At 69.9% G+C, this 14,594-nt stretch carries 15 protein-coding genes; 11 read left to right on the forward strand and 4 right to left on the reverse strand.

The annotated features are described in order from the left end of the window. Nucleotides 1-150: 150 nt before the first annotated feature. The 6 genes from SK224_RS04800 (at nt 151) to SK224_RS04825 (ending at nt 5,835) form a co-directional block, all read left to right on the forward strand. Nucleotides 151-1,575, forward strand: a complete 1,425-nt coding sequence (locus tag SK224_RS04800; protein WP_320433629.1) for an adenosylhomocysteinase — start codon at nt 151-153, stop codon at nt 1,573-1,575. After that, on the forward strand, nt 1,572-2,873 hold the full coding sequence (locus tag SK224_RS04805) for an amidohydrolase family protein (protein ID WP_320433630.1): 1,302 nt from the start codon (nt 1,572-1,574) through the stop codon (nt 2,871-2,873). The genes SK224_RS04800 and SK224_RS04805 overlap by 4 nt, the downstream gene beginning before the upstream one ends. Then, complete coding sequence (locus SK224_RS04810) at nt 2,870-3,307, forward strand: cupin domain-containing protein (protein ID WP_320433631.1); 438 nt, start codon at nt 2,870-2,872, stop codon at nt 3,305-3,307. Before SK224_RS04805 ends, SK224_RS04810 begins: the two co-directional genes overlap by 4 nt. 67 nt (nt 3,308-3,374) lie before the next feature. Next, entirely contained in the window at nt 3,375-4,229 is an 855-nt protein-coding gene (locus tag SK224_RS04815; protein WP_309734106.1) for an ABC transporter substrate-binding protein, read from the forward strand. 2 nt (nt 4,230-4,231) lie between these two features. Next, the gene (locus SK224_RS04820; RefSeq protein WP_309734103.1) at nt 4,232-5,092 is read left to right on the forward strand and encodes an amino acid ABC transporter permease; all 861 of its coding nucleotides are present in this window, start codon (nt 4,232-4,234) and stop codon (nt 5,090-5,092) included. Then, nucleotides 5,089-5,835, forward strand: coding sequence for an amino acid ABC transporter ATP-binding protein (locus SK224_RS04825; protein ID WP_320433632.1), 747 nt, complete (start codon nt 5,089-5,091; stop codon nt 5,833-5,835). The genes SK224_RS04820 and SK224_RS04825 overlap by 4 nt, the downstream gene beginning before the upstream one ends. Before the next feature lie 269 nt (nt 5,836-6,104). On the opposite strand, the gene SK224_RS04830 is transcribed toward SK224_RS04825, so the two are convergent. Continuing rightward, complete coding sequence (locus SK224_RS04830) at nt 6,105-7,172, reverse strand: hypothetical protein (RefSeq protein WP_320433633.1); 1,068 nt, start codon at nt 7,170-7,172, stop codon at nt 6,105-6,107. Then, nucleotides 7,169-8,158 (reverse strand): hypothetical protein, encoded by a 990-nt coding sequence (locus SK224_RS04835; RefSeq protein ID WP_320433634.1) that lies wholly within the window; start codon nt 8,156-8,158, stop codon nt 7,169-7,171. Before SK224_RS04835 ends, SK224_RS04830 begins: the two co-directional genes overlap by 4 nt. Before the next feature lie 189 nt (nt 8,159-8,347). Between SK224_RS04835 and rpsF the strand changes: the two genes are divergently transcribed. From rpsF to rplI, 4 genes are read left to right on the forward strand one after another with little or no spacing between them, the layout of a single operon-like run. After that, on the forward strand, nt 8,348-8,704 hold the full coding sequence (rpsF, locus tag SK224_RS04840) for a 30S ribosomal protein S6 (RefSeq protein WP_137419238.1): 357 nt from the start codon (nt 8,348-8,350) through the stop codon (nt 8,702-8,704). A gap of 5 nt (nt 8,705-8,709) precedes the next feature. Beyond that, entirely contained in the window at nt 8,710-9,228 is a 519-nt protein-coding gene (locus SK224_RS04845) for a single-stranded DNA-binding protein (RefSeq protein ID WP_234074055.1), read from the forward strand. A gap of 27 nt (nt 9,229-9,255) precedes the next feature. Then, complete coding sequence (gene rpsR / locus SK224_RS04850; RefSeq protein ID WP_137418536.1) at nt 9,256-9,510, forward strand: 30S ribosomal protein S18; 255 nt, start codon at nt 9,256-9,258, stop codon at nt 9,508-9,510. Nucleotides 9,511-9,521: 11 nt separating this feature from the next. Further along, nucleotides 9,522-9,974, forward strand: coding sequence for a 50S ribosomal protein L9 (rplI, locus tag SK224_RS04855; RefSeq protein WP_137418537.1), 453 nt, complete (start codon nt 9,522-9,524; stop codon nt 9,972-9,974). Between the two features lie 64 nt (nt 9,975-10,038). Here the strand turns inward: rplI and SK224_RS04860 are convergent, their stop codons facing one another. Further along, nucleotides 10,039-11,574: a chaplin family protein gene (locus SK224_RS04860; RefSeq protein ID WP_320433635.1), complete on the reverse strand. Its 1,536-nt coding sequence runs from the start codon at nt 11,572-11,574 to the stop codon at nt 10,039-10,041. A 98-nt stretch (nt 11,575-11,672) separates the two neighbouring features. Then, nucleotides 11,673-12,653 (reverse strand): hypothetical protein, encoded by a 981-nt coding sequence (locus tag SK224_RS04865; protein WP_320433636.1) that lies wholly within the window; start codon nt 12,651-12,653, stop codon nt 11,673-11,675. Between the two features lie 551 nt (nt 12,654-13,204). Here SK224_RS04865 and dnaB point away from each other — a divergent pair. Further along, entirely contained in the window at nt 13,205-14,569 is a 1,365-nt protein-coding gene (gene dnaB / locus SK224_RS04870) for a replicative DNA helicase (RefSeq protein WP_309734083.1), read from the forward strand. The last annotated feature ends 25 nt before the right edge of the window (nt 14,570-14,594 follow it).

Consider the following 14,594-nt stretch of genomic DNA (forward strand, 5'->3'; position numbering starts at 1 on the left):
GAGGATCCTCCGAGTGCTGCGTGTGCGGACGTGGGTCCGCCTCCATCACGGAAGACGCCCCCGCTCTTCACGCTAGAGGGGCGCCCCTGCCCGAAGTCCCCCCGTGAGAGGGATCTCATTCTGTGCTAAGGATCGACGTAGGCTATGGCGGTGGATACGACGCGCATCGCGGAGGCGATCGTGCGTCGCTTCGCCCGCCGCACGAATCTCATGATCGCCTCGCGCACCGTGCGGGTCGACGCCTCGCCCGCACATCGCGCCGTCGCCGAGCGACTCACGACTCTGTTGCACGACCTGGGTGCGGTCGTCACGACAGGGCCGGCCTCGGATGCGGGGATGCTGCGGTTCGACTTCACGGCGCTCGCCGCCGACGCGGACCCCACGGACGTGCCCGTGCTCCTGGGCGGTGCGCCGCTGCCCGAACGGCCCGATGCCGCCGCACGCATCGCCTTCGCCGCGGCCCACATGCCGGTCTCCGCCGTCCTCGCCGATCAGATCGACCTCACCGGCCTCCGCATCGGCGTGTGCATGGTGCTCGAGCCGAAGACGGCCCAGCTGGCGCTTCTGCTGCGCTCTCGCGGAGCCGACGTCGCGGTCTACGGGCACCCCGACGAGACGGATGCGGCCGTCGCCGCGGCGCTCGCGTCGATGGGCATCCCCGTCGACGGCGGCGCCGATCTGTCGGGTCTCGAGGAGCGCTCGGCGGCCGAGGGCTTCCTGCGCCGCGGCCTCGACATTCTCATCGACGACGGCTCGCACCTCATCCGCCTCGCCCACGAGACCGACCCCGTGATCGCCGAATCCTGGATCGGCGCGAACGAGGAGACGACCTCGGGGCTCACGCCGCTGCGGCGGATGGATGCGGCGAGGCTGCTGCGCACCCCGGTCATGGCCGTCAACGACGCCGCCGCCAAGACCCGGTTCGACAACCGCTACGGCACCGGGTTCTCCTGCGTTCTGGCGATCGCGGACCTTCTCGAAGATCACTCTCTGACGGTTCGCGATCAACCGGCTCTCGTCATCGGCTACGGCCCCGTCGGCGAGGGCGTCGCGGCATACCTGCGCGCCCTGGGTGCGACCGTCGCCGTGGCCGAGGTCGACCCGGTGCGGGCCCTCACCGCGCGCCACGACGGCTATGCCGTCGGCCCCGCCTCCGAGCTGGCGAACGGCGCGCTCGTCGTCTCGGCCACGGGCGTCGCGGGCACGATCGATGCGGCGATCGCCGGGCGTGCGGCGGCGATCGCCGTCGCGGGCGGCGTGCCGGGCGAGGTGACGGCGGAGGCCGCCGCATCCGCCGCGCTCGTGCTCGGTGACGGCGGAGCAGTGAACATCACGGCCGCCGAGGGCAACCCGATCGAGATCATGGACCTCTCGTTCGCGGTGCAGCTGGCCGCCCTCGACCACCTGCTGCGCACCCGCCCGGGCGTCGGCGTGCACGCCCTCCCGCCCGAGATCGACGAGCGTGTGGGCCTGGCGGCGCTCGCCGCGCGCGGCGTGCGAATCGACGAGTCCGCCGCGACCGCGGGTACGGATGAGGACTGGCGCTCGGCCCGCTACGAGGGGACTCGCGGATGAGCGTCGTGCTGTACTCGGCCGACCTGGTGCTGCCCATCACAGCGCCGCCGATCCCGCAGGGGGCGATCGCGGTCAGCGGCGGCCGCATCCGCCACGTCGGCGACCGCGACTGGGTGCGCCGCGAGCTCACCGCCCGCGGCGCCTCCTTCACCGAGGTGCACTGGCCGGGCGTGCTCCTGCCGGGGCTCGTCAATGCGCATTCGCACCTGCAGTACACGGGCATGGCCGAGGTGGGACGCGGCAGCTACCGCGGCTTCGAAGACTGGGCCGCCGCGTTCGACCCGGTCTACGAGCGCGGACACGACTGGAAGGCGGATGCGGACGCCGGAGCGCGCGCGGTGATCGAGGCGGGCACGACCGCGGTCGCCGACATCGTCACCGATGCGCCCGCCGCCGGGGTGCTCCACGACGCGGGCCTTCACGGCATCACCTACTGGGAGGTGATGAGCTGGACCAACGCCGACTGGGCGGCGACCGGCAGAGCGCAGGTCGAGGCGGCGCTGGACGCGCTCCCCTCGCCGCCCGGCACCGGGCTCTCGCCCCACGCGCCGTACTCGCTGGACGTCGAGCCCCTGCTGGAGATCCCCGACATCGTGCGCGAGCGCGGCGGCCGCATCCATCTGCACCTCGGCGAGGCCGCCTTCGAGCGCGAGTCGGGCGCTCCGCATCCGACGCCGTGGCAGGAGCGTCGCGCCGGCAGCTTCCGCGAGTTGCGCGGCGACGGCTTCGGCACCGGGGCGACCGAGTTCGTCGATCAGCTCGGTGTGCTCGGGCCCGATTGCCACGTCGCGCACGGCGTGTACATGACCGCGCGCGACCGTGCCCTGCTGCGCGCCCGAGGCACCTCGGTGGCGCTCTGTCCCCGCTCCAACGCGGTCATCGGGCTCGACGAACCACCCGTCGCCGCCTACCTCGCGGAGGGCAACGGCATCGCCGTCGGCACCGACTCCCTCTCCTCCAGCCCCTCGCTCGACCTGCTCGCCGACGTGGCGGCACTGCACCGCATCGCCAGGACGCAGGGCTACTCCGACCGCGCTCTCGCGGCGCAGCTGCTGCGGGCGGCGACGCTGGGCGGGGCCCACGCGATGGGCATCGACACGGGTCCCGATCGCACCGGCTATCTCGCGGTCGGAGCCCTCGCCGACCTCGCCTTCTTCGACATCCCCGTCACGACGACCGACGACACGATCGAGCACCTCGCCACCGACGGCGCGGGAAGCGCCGCGGCGACCGTGATCAGCGGCGCCTTCCGGCACACGACACCGTCGTTCACCGAGCACACCGGAGTCCGCGCATGAGCAGCCGTCCCGCCACCGCCGTCACCCTCGATCTCGCCCCGCATCCCGAGGGCGGCTGGTTCCGCCGGATGTGGACAGCCACCGCGGGCGTGGAGACGCCTGCGGGCCCGAGGCCGGCGGCGACCTGCATCCACTACCTGCTCACCCCCGGCGAGCACAGCGCATGGCACGTCGTCACGAGCGACGAGATCTGGCTCTGGCACGGACCCGGCACCCTCGAGCTGACTCTCGGGGGCGACGGCGAGGAGCCGATCACCGACCGCACCGTGACCCTGGGCCCCGACCTCCCCGCCGGACACCTCGCGCAGGTGACGGTGCCGGCCGGGGTGTGGCAATCGGCCCGTCTCGGAGGCGACGCCGAAGTGCTGGTCAGCTGTGTCGTTTCGCCAGGTTTCAGCTTCGAAGACTGGCGTCTCGCGCGTGATTTAGGCTGAGCGCGGCGTCGGACACAGCAACCGCCGACGCCCGACCCGACACCCCCTCTTCCTGCTTGGAGTCCCCGTGACCACGACCTCCCGCCTCCGGCGCCTGACCGTCGGCGCCGCCCTCGGCGCCGTCGCAGCGCTCGCCCTGACCGCCTGTGCCTTCGCGGGGGAGTCCGCGCCCGCCGCATCCGAGGACGGATCGCTTCCGACCCTCACCGCGGGCAAGCTCACCATCGCCACGGGCGAGCCGGCATACGACCCCTGGATCGTCGACAACGACCCCTCCAACCAGAAGGGCTTCGAGTCGGCCGTCTCCTATGCGCTGGCGGAGAAGCTCGGCTTCTCGGCCGACGACGTCGTGTGGGTGCGTTCCACGTTCGACAGCGCGATCGCGCCCGGACCCAAGGACTGGGACCTCAACATCCAGCAGTTCTCGGTGACCGACGAGCGCAAGCAGGCCGTCGACTTCTCGTCGCCGTACTACACGACCTCGCAGGCAGTGGTCACCTCCGACAGCTCGGCCGCGGCGAACGCGACCACGATCGACGAGCTCAAGGGGTACACGGTGGGCGTCATGAGCGGCACGACCAGCTACACCGTCGCCGCCGAGGAGCTCGGCACCGACAAGCTCAGCGTCTTCAACAACAACGACGACGTCGTGCTCGCGTTCCAGTCCGGCCAGATCGACGCGTTCGTGATCGACCTGCCCACCGCCTTCTACCTCGCGAACGCGGAGCTCGACGGCGGCAAGATCCTCGGCCAGTTCGCCGACACCACCGGTGGCGACCAGCTCGCCTACGTGCTGCCCAAGGGCTCCGAGCTGACCGACCCGGTCTCGAAGGCGCTCGACGAGCTCCGCGCGGACGGCACTCTCGACGAGCTGCAGAAGACCTGGCTCAGCGAAGCCGTCGACGTTCCGGTCCTCGGCTGAACATGACCACGACCGACGCCGCGTGGCAGCCGAGCGAGCTCGAGCTCGCCCGGCGCGCCACGCGGCGCCGGCAGTCCACGAGATCGGTGCTGATCGCCCTGGCCAGCACCGTCGTCTTCGTGGGCGTCGTCGGCTACGCGATCGTCTCCAGCCCCGGCTGGGAGGACGTGCGCCGCAGCTTCTTCGACATCGACATCGCGCTCGCCGCCTTTCCCTCGGTGCTCGCCGGGCTGTGGGTCAACATCCAGGTGCTGCTGGTGGCCGCGCTCGCCGTCGCCGTGATCGGCACGCTGCTCGCGGTGATGCGTTCGCTGCGCGGCCCGGTGTTCTTCCCGCTCCGCGCCCTCGCGACCGTCTACACCGACCTCTTCCGCGGGATGCCGCTGCTGATCGTGCTGTATCTGGTCGGGTTCGGCATCCCCGCGCTCGGCATCTTCGGCCGCGTGCCGGTGGTGCTGTGGGGCACCATCGCGATCGTGCTCACCTACTCGGCGTATGTCGCCGAGGTGCTGCGCGCGGGCATGGAGGCGGTGCACCCCTCGCAGCGGATCGCCGCCCGCTCGCTCGGACTCAGCCACGCGCAGACCCTGCGCATCGTCGTCATCCCGCAGGGCGTGCGCAAGGTCGTGCCCGCCCTCATGAACGATTTCGTGTCGATGCAGAAGGATGTGGGACTCATCTCCGTCCTCGGTGCCGTCGACGCCGTGCGCGCCGCCCAGATCCAGGTCGCCGCCACCTACAACTTCACCCCGTACATCGTCGCGGGGCTCCTCTTCGTCGCCATGAGCCTGCCGATGATCCGGCTCACCGACTGGGTCTCGGCCCGCCTCGCCCGCCGCGAGCAGACCGGGGGTGTCGTGTGAGCGTTCTCGACGTCATCGGCGTGCGCAAGGACTTCGGCGACCACCAGGTGCTGCGCGGCATCGACCTGAGCCTGGCCAAGCACGAGGTCGTGGTGCTCATCGGCGCCTCCGGCTCCGGCAAGTCGACGCTGCTGCGCACGATCAACCTCATCGAGCGGGTCGATGACGGCCGCATCCTGCTCAGCGGCGACGACATCACCGACCCCACGGTCGATCAGGATGCGGTGCGCGCTCGCATCGGCGTCGTGTTCCAGCACTTCAATCTCTTCCCGCATCTGCGCGTGATCGACAACGTCACCCTGGCGGCGCGCCGCGTGCACGGGGTGCCGCGTGAGCAGGCGCGTGCGCGCGGCATGGAGCTGCTCGAGACGCTGGGCCTCGGTGCGAAGGCGCGTGAGTTCCCCGACCGCCTCTCGGGCGGGCAGCAGCAGCGCGTCGCGATCGTGCGCGCGATCATGACCGATCCCGAGCTGCTGTTGCTCGACGAGATCACGAGCGCGCTCGACCCGCAGCTCGTCGGCGAGGTGCTCGATCTGGTGCGCGAGCTCAAGACCGGCGGCTCCACCATCCTCATGGCGACGCACGAGATGTCGTTCGCGCGGGAGGTGGCCGACCGCATCGTGTTCATGCAGGGCGGCACGATCATCGAGCAGGGAACGCCCGCGCAGGTGTTCGACGCCCCCCAGCATCCGGAGACGATCCGGTTCCTCGAGCGCGAACGCCGCGGCGGCGCCCTCGCCTGACCCGCGCCGGACTCCGCGCGGGACTTGAGTGCGCTGGAGGAGATCGCCTCCGCTCGGGGGACCGACGTGCGTTCGAGGGACCGACTCTTCTGTTCGAGGGACGCGTCTTGCTGTCCCGGGACCGGAAAGCCCGCACTTCGGGTCCCTTGAACAGGGGGTGGGTGTGTTGAAGGGACGCGTCTTGCGGTCCCGAGGCCGGAAAGCCCGCACTTCGGGTCCCTCGAACAGGTAGAGGGCGGGTTCGAGGGGCGCGTGTTGCGGACTCGGGGTCAGCGGGCGAGGGAGAACACGAAGACGAGCTCGAGCACGAAGACGGCCACGAGCGCGAACAGGGCGAGCAGGCCCTTCAGGAGCTTCCGCTTTCGCTGCAAGCGCTGGCCGCCGGCGGCGACTGCGGGCGGCGGGGTGACCAGCGGAGGCAGCGGCTCGGCGGATGCGGTCTCGGGCAGCTTGTCGTCGCGCCACCGCGTCCACTGGTCGAGCTTCTGCGTGAGGGCATCAACGGTGGTCATGAGCCACATCCAGGTCTCCGGGTCTGTCGTGACCAGGGGACGCTTCGCGTACAGGAACAACCAGTCGTCGATGATCTCGACGTCGAGCTGGGCGGCGTTGTCGATGAACCGGGCCATGATGTCGGGCGTGAACAGGTAGAGCGCGTCGCGCTCGTAGCCCGCCGGGCAGTACAGCGCGAAGTACCGGTCGAAGTCACCCTCGAGGCTCAGCCGCTGCGCCCGATCGATGGTCACCGGCAGGTTCGACTGCCCCATCACGCCGTTGTTCTCTCGAGCATCGAGCACGATGTTCGGCAGTTGCGCGTCGAGCTTGATGGCCACGTACCCCCATCGGTACGCGTCGTACGATCTGTCGCCCGTCGTGTAGCGATAGTTCGCGAACTCGACGAATCGCCCACCGGTGCGACGCAGGACGGGAAAGGATGCGCGGAAGCGGCCCAGGTGGAAGATGACACCGGGAAGGTCGCGGTCGAGCTCCTTCCCTTCGTTGACCAACCCGTTCGCGCGAGCGAACATCGCGGTCCGGTAGATGTACTCCTCTTGCGCGCGCAAGGCCCGAGTGGCCGCGGCGTAGCCACCGACTGCCACCAGCGCCAGCGACGCGACGGCCAGCAGGTCCAGCGGAGTCGGGGTCGCCAGCGCGCCGAGGAGGAAGGCGATGGCTGCGACCACGACGCAGAGGACGGAGCAGAACGCGGCCCCCATCGCCACGAGGCTGCCGATGAGTGCGGCGCGGGGCGTGTCCGTCGTGCGGTTCCTCCGGGTGAACGCCTTCAGCTCGGCGGGGTCGATCGGGGCGGTGAGCGGGGTCGTGTCGAGCGTCATCGGTTCACCGCGTCCGCATCCCACTGCAGCGACGATCCCGCGGGCAGCGGGAGGGCCTCGAGCGCGGGGTCCGCGCACAGGGCTTCGATCAGCGCCGTGTCGCCGCCGACGATCGTGGAGTCGAAGTCCACCTCGGTGGCCAGCACCCACGACCGGTCCGACGGCCACATGAGTGACGGGGATGCGGCGAACTGGGCGAATCCGGCACGCTCCATCTCCGCGTCGCGCCAGGGGGCCTCGTGCGGCCACATCGGATCGGCGAAGACGTCGAGCGGTCCCCAGAACAGCACGTAGTCGCGGCCGGGCAGCGACAGCCGCGGTCCGCGCGAGACGGCGTCGTCGAGGATGCCGGGCTGCCAGCTCTCCTTCGCGTACGGGCGGTTGAACGGGTCCTGCATCGCGTGGGCGAGCATCTCCTGGTGACGCTCGAGGTCCGGCTCGTCGGACGCGAAGGAGAGGAACGCCCGCGACGGCGCGATCCCGAGATGGCCGACGAGGCCGCCCCAGCCCTCCCACACGGCCGCGTATCCGACCGCGGTGCCGCGCGCGGCGAGGTGCCGGCCGATCGCAGCGAGGGTCGCCGCATCCAGCTCGCCCTCGCGGGGGGCGTCGTACTCCCACCCGTCGTCGGAGCGCGAGCGTGCGCCGTAGACGGGGCCGTCCACCGGCGCGCGGCCGACCAGCGCGCCCCACTGCGCCGTCGGGTGCAGCTCGGTGCCGAAGGATGCGGCCGCGTCGCGCCACCGCGCGACCTCGGTGTCGATCTCGGGCCGGGCGTCGGCAAAGGCGTCCCACGCGCGGCGGTGCTCGTCCTGCGGGAGAGGCGGCCACGCCATCCCGACCGGACGAGACCGGGTCGTCGGGTGGAACACGCGGGCATAGGCCGGGAAGCCGCGGGGGACGACATCGTGCATCGTGCCCTGCCAGGGATCGTCCGTCCGCTCGCGCAGCCAATCGCCGACAGAGACGTCCGGGGTCCACTCCATGCGGCCACGCTACCGGCCGCGATCGGACCCGGATGCGGCGGCGAGCCGCATCCGCTAGACTTCTGAGGTTGTCTGGATACGTCTGTGTCCCGGCACGTGCATTACACCCTCCTGCTACCGGGAAGTGCCCGGCAGCCGTTCTAGTCCGAAGGAGGTGGGTTAGTGACGCACTCGCACCAGTACGAGCTCATGGTCATCTTCGACCCCGAGATCGACGAGCGTCAGGTTGCCCCCAACCTCGACAAGTTCCTGAAGGTCATCACCAACGATGGCGGTTCGGTGGACAAGGTCGATGTCTGGGGCCGTCGTCGTCTCGCGTACGAGATCCAGAAGAAGTCCGAGGGCATCTACGCCGTCGTCAACTTCGTCGCCACGAGCGAGGCCACCCAGGAGCTCGACCGTCAGCTGAAGCTGAACGAGTCGATCCTGCGTACCAAGGTCCTCCGCGCCGAAGAGGCGATCGCTCAGGTCGCCGCCGAAGCCAAGCGCTCCGAGGAGAAGGCAGCCCGCAAGGCCGCCGCTCCCGCGAAGGCAGCAAAGGCCTAAGGCTCATGGCCGGCGAAACCGTCATCACCGTCGTGGGTAACCTCACGGCCGATCCCGAACTGCGTTACACGCAGAACGGGCTCCCCGTCGCGAACTTCACGATCGCCTCCACGCCGCGCAACTTCGATCGCGCGTCGGGTGAATGGAAGGACGGCGAAGCGCTGTTCCTTCGTGCATCGGTGTGGCGTGAGTTCGCCGAGCACGTTGCGGGTTCGCTGACGAAGGGAAGCCGCGTCATCGCGACCGGCCGCCTGAAGCAGCGCTCCTACCAGGACCGTGAGGGCAACAACCGCACCTCCATCGAGCTCGAGGTCGACGAGATCGGCCCGAGCCTGCGCTACGCCACCGCTCAGGTGACGCGCGCAGCCGGTGGCAACAGCGGTGGTGGCGGCGGACAGTCGCGTGCCCAGGTCGCCGACGAGCCGTGGGCGACCCCCGGCTCGCCCGCAGGCGGCAACAACACGGCGAACGGTGCCGACGCATGGGGTGCCCCCGGCGCCTACGGCGACGACACCCCGTTCTGACAACACACTTCTTTTTAAGGAAACAACATGGCTGGAAAGTCGAGCGGCGACCGCCGCAAGCCGCGGAAGGGCGCGAAGAACGCTGCTCCCGCGAAGGCGATCCGCGTCGGCGTCATTGACTACAAGGACGTCGCCACGCTTCGCAAGTTCATCTCGGAGCGTGGAAAGATCCGCGCCCGTCGTATCACCGGTGTCTCGGTGCAGGAGCAGCGTCTGATCGCCCGTGCGATCAAGAACGCCCGTGAAATGGCGCTCCTGCCCTACGCTGGCGCAGGCCGGTAAGGGGTACCGACATGGCAAAGCTGATTCTCACGAACGAGGTCACCGGGCTCGGTAGCGCCGGTGACGTGGTCGAGGTCAAGAACGGGTACGCCCGCAACTACCTCATCCCCCAGGGCTTCGCTGTCGCGTGGACCCGTGGTGGCGAGAAGCAGGTCGCGTCGATCCGCGCCGCCCGCGAGGCTCGCGCGATCCACGACCACGAGGACGCCGTCGCACTGAAGAACGCTCTCGAGGCCGACAAGGTCAAGCTCACCGTCAAGGCGGGCGCTGAGGGTCGTCTGTTCGGCTCGGTCAAGACCGAAGACGTCGCCAACGCCGTCAAGACCGCCGGCATCGGCGAGATCGACAAGCGCAAGGTGCAGTTCACGTCGCCGATCAAGTCGGTGGGTGTGCACGAGGCCACGGTTCGTCTGCGCGACGACGTGACCGCCGTGATCTCCCTCCAGGTGGTCGCCGCGAAGTAACGCCTTCAGGCATGCCGGATGGCGGGGAGTCGATGAGACTCCCCGCCATCCGCCGTTTCCACCCTCAGATGTGAGCGTGACGGCGGCGGGCGATGAGCGCGATGAGCGCGCCGAGCCCTGCCAGGAGGAAGGCGCCGAGCGCGAGGCCCGCCACATCCGCTCCGCCGGTCATCGCGAGCGAGCCGTCGGCCGCACGTGCATCGGCGCTCACGACGCCGGTCACGACGGCAGGGCTTCCGTTGGCACCGGGCGTCCCCGGGGTGCCGGGAGTCCCAGGCGTTCCGGGAGTACCGGGGGTACCGGGCTCACCGGGCTCACCGGGCGTTCCGGGCTCACCGGGCGTTCCGGGCTCACCGGGCGTGCCCGGCTCACCAGGCGTACCGGGCTCACCGGGGGTTCCCGGCGTGGTTCCCGGGTTCTCGGTGGTCGAGTCGCCGGTCACCGAGATGGCGTTGCCGCCGAGGGTGATCGGCGGGGTGAGGGGAAGACCCAGCTGCGTGCCGCCGAGGATGCCGTCCTCACCCGAGGTCAGCACCGGGACCGTTCCGCTGTCGGCCGGAGCGACCGTCGCGGCGTCGGTGGACGTGCTGTCGCCGGTCACCGAGATCGCGTTGCCGCCCGCGGTGATCGGCGCGGTGATCGGTGCGAGCACCTGCGTGCCGCCGAGGACGCCGTCGGTGCCGTTCGTCATCGCGCCGTCGGTGCCGCCGGAGCCGGAGGTGCCGGCCGCGGTGGTGGCGTCGGTGGTGGTGCTGTCTCCGGTGAGGGAGATGGCGTTGCCGCCGACGGTCACGGGAGCGGCGATCGGGGCGATCGCCTGCGTGCCGCCGAGGATGCCGTCGGTGCCGTCCGTCATGGCGCCGTCGGTGCTACCCGAACCGGTGGATGCGGGCGCGGTGGCGGCGTCGCTGGTCGTGCTGTCGCCGAGCAGCGAGATGGCGTTGCCGCCGACCGTCACCGGGGCGGTGACGGGTGCGACGACCTGGGTGCCGCTGGCGGTGCCGTCGGACCCTCCCGTCATCGCGCCGTCCGTGCTGCCGGATCCGGTGGTTCCCGCGGCGGTGGCGGCGTCCGTGGTCTCGCTGTCGCCGAGCAGCGAGATGGCGTTCCCGCTGACGGTGACCGGGGCGGTGACGGGGGCGACGACCTGGGTGCCGCCGGCGACGCCGTCGGTGCCGTCCGTGGTCGCCGGCGCACCCGCATCCGGCGTCGGTGCGACGGGAGCGGTCTCGGCGCCGGACGACGTGCTGTCGCCGGTGAGCGAGATGCTCGTGCCGCTGACGGTGACGGGGATCGTCACGTCGACCAGCGCCTGGGTGCCGCTGGCGATCCCGTCGGCGCCGGATGTCTCGTTCGACCCCGTGCTGGGCGTCGGCGCAGCCACTTCGGTCGCTGCATCCTGCGACGTCGAGTCGCCCAGCAGCGAGATGGCGTTGCCGCTGACCGTGACGGGGACCGCCACGTTGATCAGGCCTTGGGTGCCCGAGAGCAGGCCGTCCTGCCCGTCTGTCTCGGCCGCATTGGCGACCGTTGCTCCGGCGATGGCGATGCCGCCGCCGATGAGCGCTCCGAGGAGCACTCGCTTTGCGAATGTACGCATGATTCTGTCTCCTGATTGATCGATTCGGACCGCGCGGAAGCGCGGATGCACGCGAGCGTGCCGGGGATGTGTCCCGTGCGAGACGCGACCCGAATCGGTCAGTCGGGGGCGACGTCGGTGTCGAAGACCGGAGAGGAGGGAAGATCATCGTCGCCGTCGCGGGGAGCGACGGCCGAGCCTGCAGCACCAGGCCACGCGGAGCTGTCCACCCATCCGAGGGCGAAGCTCGGCGAGCCGGACGAGGAGCCTGAAGAAGACGAGCCGGAGGGTGCAGAGCTCTCCCACGGAGCCGAATGTCCGGGCAGCGGCGGGGCGCCGAAGAGGTCGATGCTGTTGACGGGTGCGGCCGTGTTCGGCGTAGCGAACGCTGTTCCGCCCGCTCGCGCGAGGGTCGCATGGCGCGCCTCCGCCGTCAGCGTGGCCACGAGGGCTGCGTTCGCCGCATCCTGCGTCGTGAGCGGGTTCGTGCTCGGCGGTGCCACGCTGTCGGTGCCGGGAAGGGGCACGGAGGGGACGACTCCCCCGCTCGTCGGGTGACCGGGCGTGCCGATGACGGAGCCGACGGTGTCGTCTACCGAACCAACCACGCCGGGAACGGCTCCGACGGCGGTCGGAAGGTCGATGGCGCCGACGACGTCGGAGACGATGGGTACGGGCTCCACGAGTGCGCCCACCCCGTTGACGATCGGCTGCACGACGTCGGTGACGACGGGCTGCACGATCTCCGTGACGACGGGCTCGACGACGGGGTGAAGCTCCGGGACGACCTCGGGCACGTAGGCGACGGTGTCCGACACGGTGGTCGTCACGGTCGAGACCGTCTGCGAGGCCGCATCCGTCACGGGGGCGACGGGCGGAAGGATGTCGCCGACGGCGCCCGTGGTCGCGCCGACGAGGTCTGACGCTGCGCCTGTGACGCCGCCGACCAGTCCGATGAGCCCACCGCGGTCGTCGTCGTCAGCGTGCGCGGGGGTGGTGGAGGTCAGCACGGAAATGCCCGCCCAGAGCAGGCCGACGCCGGCGGCGAGCAGGAGGATCCGGCCCGCGCGTCGCGATGATCCGTTCACTGACTCGTCCACGTCACCCCCTGTGCGTCACTGGCAGGTCAGTTGTGCCCGGCAACTTACTGCTCTCCTGGGCGTGTCGCAGGGGGGCTTGCGCAATGGCGGGAAACGTGGCACGAGCCCTCATACTGAACCGGCCGGCCGGAGTGTCTACCTGTGCACAACTCGGGTCGATTCGCAACCTTAAAGCAGCACTTCAACCACATGACATTCCGCAGGTGTGGGTAACGGAAAAGACCCGTTCAGAGGCAAGAAAACTCCGGTCACAACACAAGGGTTATCCACTTATCCACAGTGTTCGTCCACAGGGTGCGCGGCGTTTCGCGCAATTTACCCACAGGGTTATCCACAGGCCTGTTTGCGTGTCGAATGAGCCGACTTTAGCGTGGGGGAGGCTTCAGAGCCGGCCCGAGAAAAGGGCCCGCGTGCGTCAGGGGAGACGCGATGTCGGAGGCGGGTGATGTGCTTACGCATCGTCCGTTTTCGCGTGCGCGGGCGCGCGGAACGCGGGTCGATCACGTTCGAACAGCGACGCCTTCCGGCGCCAGAGGGGAGTGTGGACACTCGTGTCCATCGCCGATATCCCAGCGGACCGCCTCGAGCCCCGACGCGAGTACGAACGAACGCCCCCGCACGACGTGCTCGCCGAGCAGAGCACCCTGGGCGGCATGCTTCTGTCGAAGGATGCGGTGGCCGATGTCATCGAGAGCCTGCGCGGTGCGGACTTCTACGTACCGAAGCATGAGCTGATCTTCGAGGCCATCCTCACGCTCTACTCGCACGGCGAGCCGACCGACGTCATCGCCGTCACCGATGAGCTCATCAAGACCGGTGACCTGCAGCGCGCGGGTGGTGCCGACTACCTGCACACGCTCACCTCGATCGTTCCGACGGCGGCGAACGCCGGCTACTACGCCTCGATCGTCTCCGAGCGTGCGCTGCTGCGCCGCCTCGTCGAGGCCGGGACGCGCATCGTGCAGATGGGCTACGCCGGTCAGGGTGAGGCGACCGAGATCGTGAACTCGGCCCAGGCCGAGATCTACTCGGTGACGGGAGCAGAGACCACCGAGGATTACGTGCCGCTCACGACGGCGGTGGATGCGGCCGTCGAGGAGATCGAGGCCGCTCGCGGTCGTGACGGTTCGATGACGGGCGTGCCCACCGGCTTCGCTCAGCTCGACGAGCTGACCAACGGCCTGCATGGCGGGCAGATGATCGTCGTCGCCGCCCGTCCCGCCATGGGTAAGTCGACCCTCGCGCTCGACTTCGCCCGCGCCGCCGCGATCAAGCACAACATGCCCGCGATCTTCTTCTCGCTCGAAATGGGCCGCAGCGAGATCGCCATGCGTCTCATGAGCGCCGAGGGCGCCATCCCGCTGCAGAACATGCGCAAGGGGACCCTCGACCAGCGCGACTGGACCACCGTCGCCGCCACCCGCGGCCGCATCAACGACGCCCCGCTGTACATCGACGACAGCCCCAACATGACGCTCGTCGAGATTCGAGCCAAGTGCCGTCGGCTCAAGCAGCGCGTCGGGCTCAAGATGGTGATCATCGACTACCTGCAGCTGATGACCAGCGGCAAGAAGGTCGAGTCGCGCCAGCAGGAGGTCAGCGAGTTTTCGCGTGCGCTCAAGCTGCTCGCGAAGGAGCTTCAGGTTCCCGTCATCGCGCTGTCGCAGCTGAACCGTGGATCCGAGCAGCGCCAAGACAAGCGCCCCCAGGTGAGCGACCTGCGTGAGTCCGGCTCGATCGAGCAGGACGCCGACATGGTCATGCTGCTGCACCGCGACTCGGTGTATGACAAAGACGTGCGCCCCGGCGAGGCCGACCTCATCATCGCGAAGCACCGTAACGGCCCGACCGCGACGATCGAGATCGCCTTCCAGGGTCACTTCTCCCGCTTCACCGACATGGCCGCGGGGATGTAGCGGGTTCGCTGTCACTCGGGACCCA

Origin of the sequence: Microbacterium sp. BG28, from assembly GCF_034044005.1 — a bacterium.
In the GTDB taxonomy this organism is placed as follows: Bacteria; Actinomycetota; Actinomycetes; order Actinomycetales; family Microbacteriaceae; genus Microbacterium.

What these genes read in the sequence shown, in the direction of transcription:
- SK224_RS04845 (WP_234074055.1), top strand. Translation starts at nt 8,710, where the DNA reads ATGGCCGGCGAAACCGTCATCACCGTCGTGGGTAACCTCACGGCCGAT.
- SK224_RS04860 (WP_320433635.1), bottom strand. Translation starts at nt 11,574, where the DNA reads ATGCGTACATTCGCAAAGCGAGTGCTCCTCGGAGCGCTCATCGGCGGC.
- SK224_RS04820 (WP_309734103.1), top strand. Translation starts at nt 4,232, where the DNA reads ATGACCACGACCGACGCCGCGTGGCAGCCGAGCGAGCTCGAGCTCGCC.
- rpsF (WP_137419238.1), top strand. Translation starts at nt 8,348, where the DNA reads ATGGTCATCTTCGACCCCGAGATCGACGAGCGTCAGGTTGCCCCCAAC.
- SK224_RS04835 (WP_320433634.1), bottom strand. Translation starts at nt 8,158, where the DNA reads ATGGAGTGGACCCCGGACGTCTCTGTCGGCGATTGGCTGCGCGAGCGG.
- rpsR (WP_137418536.1), top strand. Translation starts at nt 9,256, where the DNA reads ATGGCTGGAAAGTCGAGCGGCGACCGCCGCAAGCCGCGGAAGGGCGCG.
- SK224_RS04830 (WP_320433633.1), bottom strand. Translation starts at nt 7,172, where the DNA reads ATGACGCTCGACACGACCCCGCTCACCGCCCCGATCGACCCCGCCGAG.
- SK224_RS04810 (WP_320433631.1), top strand. Translation starts at nt 2,870, where the DNA reads ATGAGCAGCCGTCCCGCCACCGCCGTCACCCTCGATCTCGCCCCGCAT.
- rplI (WP_137418537.1), top strand. Translation starts at nt 9,522, where the DNA reads ATGGCAAAGCTGATTCTCACGAACGAGGTCACCGGGCTCGGTAGCGCC.
- SK224_RS04805 (WP_320433630.1), top strand. Translation starts at nt 1,572, where the DNA reads ATGAGCGTCGTGCTGTACTCGGCCGACCTGGTGCTGCCCATCACAGCG.